The 8,420-nt window shown below is 68.4% G+C and carries 9 protein-coding genes; 5 read left to right on the forward strand and 4 right to left on the reverse strand.

All coding sequences use genetic code 11. The features are described from left to right. Window positions 1-73 precede the first annotated feature (73 nt). Complete coding sequence (glyS, locus tag AE618_RS23085; RefSeq protein ID WP_054211429.1) at window positions 74-2,581, reverse strand: glycine--tRNA ligase subunit beta; 2,508 nt, start codon at window positions 2,579-2,581, stop codon at window positions 74-76. A 120-nt stretch (window positions 2,582-2,701) separates the two neighbouring features. On the opposite strand from glyS, the gene AE618_RS23090 reads away from it, so the two are divergent. After that, entirely contained in the window at window positions 2,702-2,944 is a 243-nt protein-coding gene (locus AE618_RS23090; RefSeq protein WP_054211430.1) for a DUF433 domain-containing protein, read from the forward strand. Next, window positions 2,941-3,276, forward strand: coding sequence for a DUF5615 family PIN-like protein (locus AE618_RS23095; protein WP_054211431.1), 336 nt, complete (start codon window positions 2,941-2,943; stop codon window positions 3,274-3,276). The genes AE618_RS23090 and AE618_RS23095 overlap by 4 nt, the downstream gene beginning before the upstream one ends. On the opposite strand, the gene AE618_RS23100 is transcribed toward AE618_RS23095, so the two are convergent. After that, window positions 3,269-4,177, reverse strand: coding sequence for a glycine--tRNA ligase subunit alpha (locus tag AE618_RS23100; RefSeq protein ID WP_054211437.1), 909 nt, complete (start codon window positions 4,175-4,177; stop codon window positions 3,269-3,271). The genes AE618_RS23095 and AE618_RS23100 overlap by 8 nt on opposite strands. A 461-nt stretch (window positions 4,178-4,638) precedes the next feature. Between AE618_RS23100 and AE618_RS23110 the strand changes: the two genes are divergently transcribed. After that, the gene (locus tag AE618_RS23110; protein ID WP_054211433.1) at window positions 4,639-4,926 is read left to right on the forward strand and encodes a hypothetical protein; all 288 of its coding nucleotides are present in this window, start codon (window positions 4,639-4,641) and stop codon (window positions 4,924-4,926) included. Window positions 4,927-5,155: 229 nt separating this feature from the next. Then, window positions 5,156-5,455, forward strand: coding sequence for a hypothetical protein (locus AE618_RS23115; protein ID WP_054211434.1), 300 nt, complete (start codon window positions 5,156-5,158; stop codon window positions 5,453-5,455). On the opposite strand, the gene AE618_RS23120 is transcribed toward AE618_RS23115, so the two are convergent. After that, complete coding sequence (locus AE618_RS23120) at window positions 5,449-6,294, reverse strand: tRNA1(Val) (adenine(37)-N6)-methyltransferase (protein WP_248310990.1); 846 nt, start codon at window positions 6,292-6,294, stop codon at window positions 5,449-5,451. The two genes, AE618_RS23115 and AE618_RS23120, sit on opposite strands and share 7 nt — an antisense overlap. Beyond that, entirely contained in the window at window positions 6,287-6,511 is a 225-nt protein-coding gene (locus AE618_RS23125; protein WP_054211435.1) for a DUF2007 domain-containing protein, read from the reverse strand. The genes AE618_RS23120 and AE618_RS23125 overlap by 8 nt, the downstream gene beginning before the upstream one ends. A 165-nt stretch (window positions 6,512-6,676) precedes the next feature. On the opposite strand from AE618_RS23125, the gene AE618_RS23130 reads away from it, so the two are divergent. Beyond that, complete coding sequence (locus tag AE618_RS23130; protein WP_054211436.1) at window positions 6,677-7,705, forward strand: polyprenyl synthetase family protein; 1,029 nt, start codon at window positions 6,677-6,679, stop codon at window positions 7,703-7,705. The last annotated feature ends 715 nt before the right edge of the window (window positions 7,706-8,420 follow it).

An 8,420-nucleotide genomic window follows, 5' to 3' on the forward strand; every position in this document is an offset into this window, starting at 1 on the left:
CCCCCATCCCTAACCCTTCCCCACCGCAAGCGGGGGGAAGGGGATGCGCCCTGCCCGCCGCGCGAGCGCGACCCTACCCCGCGATGCGCCCGAAATCCGCCACGGCGCGGGTGGCTTCGCGAAGCTGGTTCAAAAGCTTCAGCCGGTTTTCGCGCAAGCGCGGGTCGGCGTCGTTGACGGTGACCTTGTCGAAGAAGGCATCGACCGCCGGGCGCAGTTCCGCCAGCGCCGACATCGCGCCTTCATAGTCTTCCGCCGCGACGGCGGCTGCGGCTGATTTGCCGGCCTTGTCGAGACCGACGGCAAGCGCCTTCTCCTCGATCCCGCCGGCTTCCGCGATGAGACCGAGGTCGGGCGCGCCCGCGAAAGCGCCCTCGCCGTCCTTCTTCTCCTCAGCCTTGAGGATGTTGGCGGCGCGCTTGTAGCCGGCGAGCAGGCTCTTGCCGTCCTCGGTTTCAAGGAAGCGCCCGAGCGCTCCGACGCGGCGGGTGATGAGGAGGAGGTCGTCGGAGGCGCCGACCTGCCCTTCTCCCCTCGCGGGAGAAGGTGTCCGCGCAGCAGACGGATGAGGGGGCGCCGTGCCCTCTCCGGCTTGTGTCTGAAGAGCGCCAACATCGGAAGCGTCGCGCGCCCCCTCATCCGTCACGGCGCTGCGCGCCGCGCCACCTTCTCCCGCCAGGGGAGAAGGGGAGCCCGCGCCCGCCAGCACCGCATCGACCAGATCATGCCGCGCGCCCTGGTCGCGGAGCATGACCTTCAGGCGGTCGTGGAAGAAGGAAAGGAGGTCGGTGTAGGCGTCATACGCTTGCGGAGCCGTCTCTTTCCCAAATGCCTCGAATCCGGCTCTTGAGCCTTCAATGCGGATGGCCTCTGCAACCGGCTCCAGAATTTGAACATCGACGCTGGCATCAGCCACATCCTGCACACGATTGAAGGCAGCGTTGAGTTGCTTCAGCCGCATTCCAACGAAAAAACGTGCGACCTGTTGTGGTAGGGTGGCTCGAAAGTCCAACCGCACCCCATTCTCGACCACCAACCGAATAACCCCCAGCGCCGCCCTCCGCAGCGCATAAGGGTCCTTGCTTCCCGTCGGCTTCTCGTCGATGGCCCAGAAGCCGACCAGCGTGTCGAGCTTGTCGGCGAGCGCGACCGCCACCGAGACCGGGTCGGTCGGGACGCGGTCGGAGGGGCCGAGGGGCTTGTAGTGCTCCTCGATGGCCGCAGCGACGGACGGGTGCTCGCCCTGAAGCTCGGCGTATTTGCGGCCCATCAGGCCCTGCAGCTCGGGGAACTCGCCGACCATCTCGGTCGGCAGATCGGCCTTGGCGAGCTTGGCGGCGCGCTCGGCGAGATCGGGATCGGCGCCGACGATCGGGGCGAGTTCGCGCGCCAGCGCCGCGATACGCTGCACGCGCTCGCCTTGCGTTCCCAGCTTGGCGTGGAAGACGACGCCGAGCTTGTCGAGCTTGGCCATGCGCTGGTCGAGCGGCTTGGCGAGATCGAGCCCAAGCTTTTCGGCGCTGTCCCTGAGCGTGTCGAGGTCCGGCAGCGGGCCCTTGTCGGTTTCGAAGAAATAGGCGGCGTCGGAGAGGCGCGCGCGCACGACGCGCTCATTGCCGGCGGTGATGGCGGCGCCGCCATCGCTGGCGATCAGGTTCGAGGTCAGCAGGAAGCGGTTGGCCAGCGCATCCGTCGTGGGATCGCGCAGCACGAAGCATTTCTGGTTCGCCCGGATCGTCGCGCGGATCGTCTCGGCCGGGATGTCCAGGAAGCGCTCCTCGAAGGAGCCCATCAGCACGACCGGCCATTCGACCAGCCCCGCCACCTCCTCCAGCAGGCCCTCGTCCTCGACAAGTTCCAACCCCTGCGCGAAGGCCAGCGTCTGCGCATCGGCGAGGATGATCTGCTTGCGCCGGTCGGCATCGAGCACGACCCGCGCCTTCTCCAGCGCGGCGACATAGTCGTCGAAGCGGCGCACGGTGATGGCGCCCGGCGCATGGAAGCGGTGGCCATATGTGACGTTGCCGGAGACGATGCCGCCAACCTCGAAGGGCACCACCTCGGGCTCCTCCGTCTCCGCCCCGAAGGTGCAGAGGATGGCGTGCAGCGGGCGCACCCAGCGCAGGCTGGCGCCGGCCGCCGAGGCCTTGCCCCAGCGCATCGATTTCGGCCAGGGGAAGCTGCGGATCACCGCGGGCACGATCTCGGCGATGGCGGCGATCGTCTCCTGGCCCGGCTTTTCGATGATGGCGATATAGCTGTCGCCCTTCTTGGGGTCGCTGACGATCGTCGCCTGGTCGAGCGAGGTCAGGCCCGCCGCCTTGAGGAAGCCCTGCACGGCCGCATCGGGCGCGCCGACGCGCGGACCTTTCCGCTCCTCGCGGATGTCGCTGCCGCGCACGGGCAGGCCGGCGACATGAAGGGTCAGCCGACGCGGCGTGGCGAAGGCCTTGGCGCCCTCATAGACAAGGCCGCGCTCGACCAGCGCATCGGTGACGAGCTTGCGAAGGTCATCGGCCGCCTTGCGCTGCATGCGGGCGGGGATCTCTTCGGAGAAGAGTTCGAGCAGGAGATCAGGCATGTCGGCTTCTTGGCATCTGGGGACGCGATGTCAATGCGCGTTCAGGCCGGCGGAGGCAAGCTGTCCCGATGCGGGTTTTGGTGTAGATTTGAGAGCCGTCGCTCACAAAAGAGATCGAGGATGCCCGCATCCAACCCTGACAGCGCGCTGGCGCGCATCCAGTCCGACCCCGGAATCTGCGGCGGCCGCCCGGTCATCGCCGGCACGCGCATGCGGGTGTCCGACATCCTCGACATGCTCGCAGGCGGCGCCACCCCCGCCGAGATCCTGGCCGATTTCGACTATCTGACCGAACAGGACATCGCGGCCGCGCTGGCCTATGCCTCGGCCCAGATCGACCATCGCGTCATCACCGCTGCGTGACGCCGCGCTTTCTGAACGACGCGCAATTGCCGCCCGCCCTGGCCGAGCGGCTCGTGGCGGCGGGGTTCGAGGCAAGCCATGTCGACCGCATCGGACTTGGGCGAGCCAGCGACCTCGCCATCTGGCGACAGGCGCCCGCATTGGCGGATGCGCTGATCACCAAGGATATCGATTTCGTGCAACTCGCGCGGTCGGATGCCACCGGCGTGGCGGTCATCTGGATCCGCATCGGCAATGTCACCAATGCGGCACTGTGGCGGGCGCTGGAACCGGCCCTGCCGGAGATCGTCGCGGCTCTGCAGGCCGGCGAGCGGATCGTCGAGATCAGGTAGCCGCCGCTCCCCCGCCCGCCGTCTTCAGCCAGGCGGCGCCGCAGGCCTTGGCGAGTTCGCGGACGCGCAGGATGTAGCTCTGGCGCTCGGTGACCGAGATCACGCCGCGCGCATCGAGCAGGTTGAAGCTGTGACCGGCCTTGAGGCACTGGTCGTAGGCCGGCTGGACCATCAGGTGGCGCTCGCCGCTCTCGCCCTTGTCGAGCAAAGCGCGGCACTCGGCCTCGGCCTCGGCGAAGCGGCGGAACAGAGCGGCGGTGTCGGCGTGCTCGAAGTTGTAGCGGGAGTATTCCTGCTCGGCCTGGAGGAAGACGTCGCGGTAGGTGACCTTCTCGTCGCCTTCCAGCCCGTTGAAGTTGAGCTCCATGATGCTCTCGACATTCTGCAGATAGCAGGCGAGGCGCTCGAGGCCATAGGTCAGCTCGCCGGAGACCGGCGCGCATTCGATGCCGGCGACCTGCTGGAAGTAAGTGAACTGGCTGACCTCCATGCCGTCGCACCAGCACTCCCAGCCGAGCCCCCAGGCGCCGAGTGTCGGGTTCTCCCAATCGTCCTCGACGAAGCGGATGTCGTGCAGGAGCACGTCGATGCCGATGGCCTGGAGCGACTGGAGATAGAGCTCCTGGAGGTTGGGCGGGTTCGGCTTCAGGATGACCTGGAACTGGTAGTAATGCTGCAGCCGGTTGGGGTTCTCGCCGTAGCGGCCATCCTTGGGGCGGCGCGAGGGCTGGACATAGGCCGCGTTCCACGGCTTGGGTCCGAGCGAGCGCAGCATCGTGCCGGGATGCGAGGTGCCGGCGCCGACCTCCATGTCGTAGGGCTGCAGGATGACGCAGCCGCGCTCCGCCCAGAAGCGCTGCAGCGTCAGCAGCAGCCCCTGGAAGGAGCGCGTCGGGTCCATCGCGGGCGATGTCGCGGCGGAGTGCGAAGCGAAAGCGGACACGATGTCGAAGCCTTCCAAATGACGGGAATGGCCGCGTGCTTAGGGGCTGGCAGTGCTTTCGGTCAAGCGCGGGAGCATGAGCACAAGGCGATCGCCTGGAAGCTGGCGCAGCAATGGTGGCGGGCGCAAGCCCTCCCCCCGCTTGCGGTGGGGAGGGTTGGGTGGGGGGGCAGTACCGCTCGGCGAGACGATCAAGGAGAGCGCTCCGGCTTTGCGGCCCCCCATCCCTAACCCTTCCCCACCGCAAGCGGGGGGAAGGGAAACAAGCCACGCCTTCAAGCGATGGCCCTGCCCATGAGCGGCCGGACATCTTCCGTTCATCGGCCGCGCTGTAACGTCCGATCATCCGCTGGATCCGCGGCGTTCGGGGCGAGCGCTTGAGCCGGATCGGCGGCACGCAAGTCGAGTAGGAGAATACCATGCTGTCATCCCGCATCGCCGCCGCGGCCTTCGGCGCGCTGACCCTCGCCGCGTCCGCCTTCATCGTCGCCCCGGCCAATGCCGCGCCGGTGTCCGCCGGGACGGTCCAGACCGCGCCGGCGTCCGGCGACCTTGTCGAGCAGGCGCAGTATTATGGCCCGCGCCGCTACTACGGCCGGCCGCGCTATTACGGCCGCCCGGCCTACCGCCCACGCTGCTTCGTCACCCAGCGCCGCGTCTGGACCGGCTATGGCTGGGTCGTACGCCCGGTGCGCGTCTGCCGTTGAGTCCGGCGCCGGCTGCCGAGATGGCGCCTCAATCTGAAGACAGACTGAACGGCGCGACCAAGTGCCGTTCAGTTTTGGGGGTGTAAGACTTCAGTTCAGAGTGGGCTTGAACGTCAGCTCAGGCCCGAACGTCAAAGTAGGCTCGAACATCGCAGTAACCCTGCCACTCAGGACGGCGGCAGACCGCGCAGCGCAGGCTGGCGGCGCCCTAACGAGGAGGATCACGATCATGTTCCGCAAGACACTTCTCGCCCTCGCGGCTGCGACGACCCTGGGCGGCCTGTCGCTTGTCGCCGCGCCCGCCAACGCCGCCCCGGTCGCGGCCGGCCAGAGCGTCCAGGCCGAGACCGGCCTGCTGCAGCAGGCGCAGTATTATTACGGCCCGCGCCGCTATTATGGTCCGCGCCGCTATTACGGCCCGCCGCGCTACTACGGTCCGCGCCGTTATTACGGGCCGCCGCGCTTCTATGGCCCGCCGCCGCTGTTCGTGCCGCCGGTGCCGCTCTACGGGCCGCGCTACTACTACTGATCGGCGCCTGGCGGTGGCGGCCCGGTCTCGGCCGTCGTCGCCAGGGGGTCCCTCGCGAGTGGTTCCATAGAAAGCGGTTCCATCGCTAGGCCTGCCCTGCCCCGGTGCAGCGCCTCGCTCTGCGGGGTGAAGCCGCCCCCCGGCGCATTGAGAACGAAAGCCGGCAGCAACTCTGCCGGCTTTCTGCTGCCCAGAACGGCGCTCACGACGATGCGGATCGCCGGGCGGTCCGCCAGCGCGTGGATCGGCCGGATCGCGACATCGCCGAAGCCAGTGCCGAGGGCCTCCAGAATCTCCGCCAGAGCCTGCGCCCGGTGGATCAGCACGAGCCGCCCGCCGGGCCGCAGCAGGCGGCGCGCCGCCCTGAACCAGGGCTCCAGCGAACCCTCGACGACATGGGCTGCGCGCCGGTTCGGGACGGGCGAGGCCCTGGTCCCGCCCGGCGGATAGAAGGGCGGGTTCATCGCGACGCAGGCGAAGCTCGCCGGCGCGAGGCCAAGCGCGGCGGCGGGGCCGGTCACGTCGCCGGTGACGATCGACACCCGGTCCGCACGATCGTTGAGAGCGATGTTCTGTGCAGCGAGCGCCGCGAGGTCGGGGTCGCGCTCGAGCAGGACCACCCGCAGGCCGGGCTGCGCCTGCGCCACGGCCAGACCGATCGTCCCGACACCGGCGCCGATGTCGAGCAGCGGGCCCTCGCCGAGAGCGGGCACGGCGGCGGCGAGCAGGATCGCATCGCTGCCGGCGCGATGGCCGCGCTTTGGCTGGCGCAGCAGGAGGCGGCCGTCGAGCAGGCGGTCCTCGACGATTTCGCCGAGCCCGGGAAGCATCTCATCCATCGCGCAATTCGGCTCCGAAACCGGCTTCGGTGAGCAAGGCGCGGGCACGGGCGCGGTCGGCTTCGCGCACCAGCAGCCGGCGCGGAAAGGCACCGATCATGCCCTCCAGCGCGCTGATGTGCTGGTCGGCGATCAGGCAGTCCAGATTGGCCGAGGCGAGCAGCGCCTCGATGGCGCCGAGCAGGACGATGTCGTTGGTGCGGAGGAGTTCATGCATGGCCTGATGGAGCCCATCCGGGGGTGGGCGCGCAAGCCCTGATTGGGCCTCCGGACCGGGCCTGCGGCGTCATTGCCGATGTGCGGGGGCTGGTCACCCATGCGACGGTTGTGGCAAGGCTGTAGCGCGCGCGCCAAGCTGCGCAGGCCGCCGGAGTGGATGGATATGGGCGTCGTCGTCGCGTTCGAGGAGAAGGAAGCGGGCTCAAGCGCCGCCCAGGCGGGAATCGAGAACCTGGTCGCCCTGACGCGCGCCGACATGGAGCGCGTCAACGCGATGATCCTGTCGCGCACCGGCTCCGACGTGACGATGATTCCCGAGGTCGCCAACCATCTGATCTCGTCGGGCGGCAAGCGCCTGCGGCCGATGCTGACGCTGGCGACGGCGGGCCTGTGCGGCTACCATGGCGAGGGCCATGTCAAGCTCGCGGCTTCGGTCGAGTTCATGCACACCGCGACGCTTTTGCATGACGACGTCGTCGACCAGAGCGACATGCGGCGCGGCAAGCTCGCCGCCCGCATGCTCTGGGGCAACGAGGCGAGCGTTCTCGTCGGCGATTTCCTGCTCGGCCAGGCCTTCCGCATGATGGTCGAGGTCGGCTCGCTGCGGGCGCTCGACATTCTCTCCACGGCGGCTGCCGTGATCGCCGAGGGCGAGGTGCTGCAGCTCTCGGTCGCCAAGAACACGCAGACGACCGAGGACGAGTATCTCGCGGTGATTCGCGGCAAGACGGCCGAGCTGTTCGCCGCCGCCTGCGAGGTCGGCCCGGTGATCGCCAACGGCTCCAAGGCCGACGCCGCCGCCTGCCGCAGCTACGGCCTCAATCTCGGCATCGCCTTCCAGCTCATCGACGACGCGCTCGACTATGGCGGCGTCGCAGCCAAGCTCGGCAAGAACACCGGCGACGATTTCCGCGAGGGCAAGATCACGCTCCCCGTCGTGCTCTCCTTCCGGCGCGGCAGCGACAGCGAGCGCGCCTTCTGGACGCGCACGCTGCAGAACGGCGACGTCCGCGACGGTGATCTCGAGGAGGCGCAGGCGATCATGAAGCGCCACCGCGCGCTCGACGACACGATCCAGCGCGCCGAGCACTACGCCAAGATGGCCAAGGACGCGCTCGGCCTGTTCCCGGCCTCAGCCATGAAGCAGGCGCTGAACGAGACCGTCGATTTCTGCGTCGCGCGGGCGCATTGAGGGCTTGAAGCCGCCGCCTGGCGGTTGCCGCGATAGCGCGGGGAACCCTCTCCCGTAGGGAGAGGGCAGGGTGAGGGGTCGGCCGTTTGACGCTGTGGCCGTGAGCTCACCGCTGCGTCGCTCGGAGATTTGAGTTCCACTGGTCCAGGGGCCAGCACCTCTCCCCTGCCTCACTGATCTCGGGCTTGCCCGAGATCAGCACCTTGAGTGTCGAAGTCGGGTAGACCCGACTTCGATGCAGGAGAGGGGTTCCCCGCGCCCTTCGCCATTGCACACACCAAAACCCCCGACCGGCCTGAGCCGCGGGGTTTCGCACGATAGCCCCCGAAAGGGGATGCGCGGAGCCGGGTGGCGCGCGTCCTTGCCGCGTGCCGATGTCGAGTGTCGATGTCGAGGTGTCGATGCAGCGCCGATCTCGCGCCGCCCGGCTCCGCGCGCGGGGATTTTGGGCGTTGCGGCTCTCCGTCCTTGCCTATGGGACGAAACGACCGGTCGACCTCCGCAAGCCCCGCTTTGCAACGGCAGAGCCTCGCGAAACCCGCCACTCCACCCGGCCGCACGATGCCTCGCGACAGCCCCCTTGGTCGGGTGCAGCGGGGGGCTGTCTCTTATACCCATCTGACGCGGCCGACGAAGCTAGAAGTGCAAGGCTAGGGTGGCGGACTTTCCCTGTTCAAAAACAACGAGCTAGCAGACGAAGTATGACCAGCATCAC

The organism is Allobosea vaviloviae, from assembly GCF_001298265.1.
GTDB classification, from domain to species: Bacteria; Pseudomonadota; Alphaproteobacteria; order Rhizobiales; family Beijerinckiaceae; genus Allobosea; species Allobosea vaviloviae_B.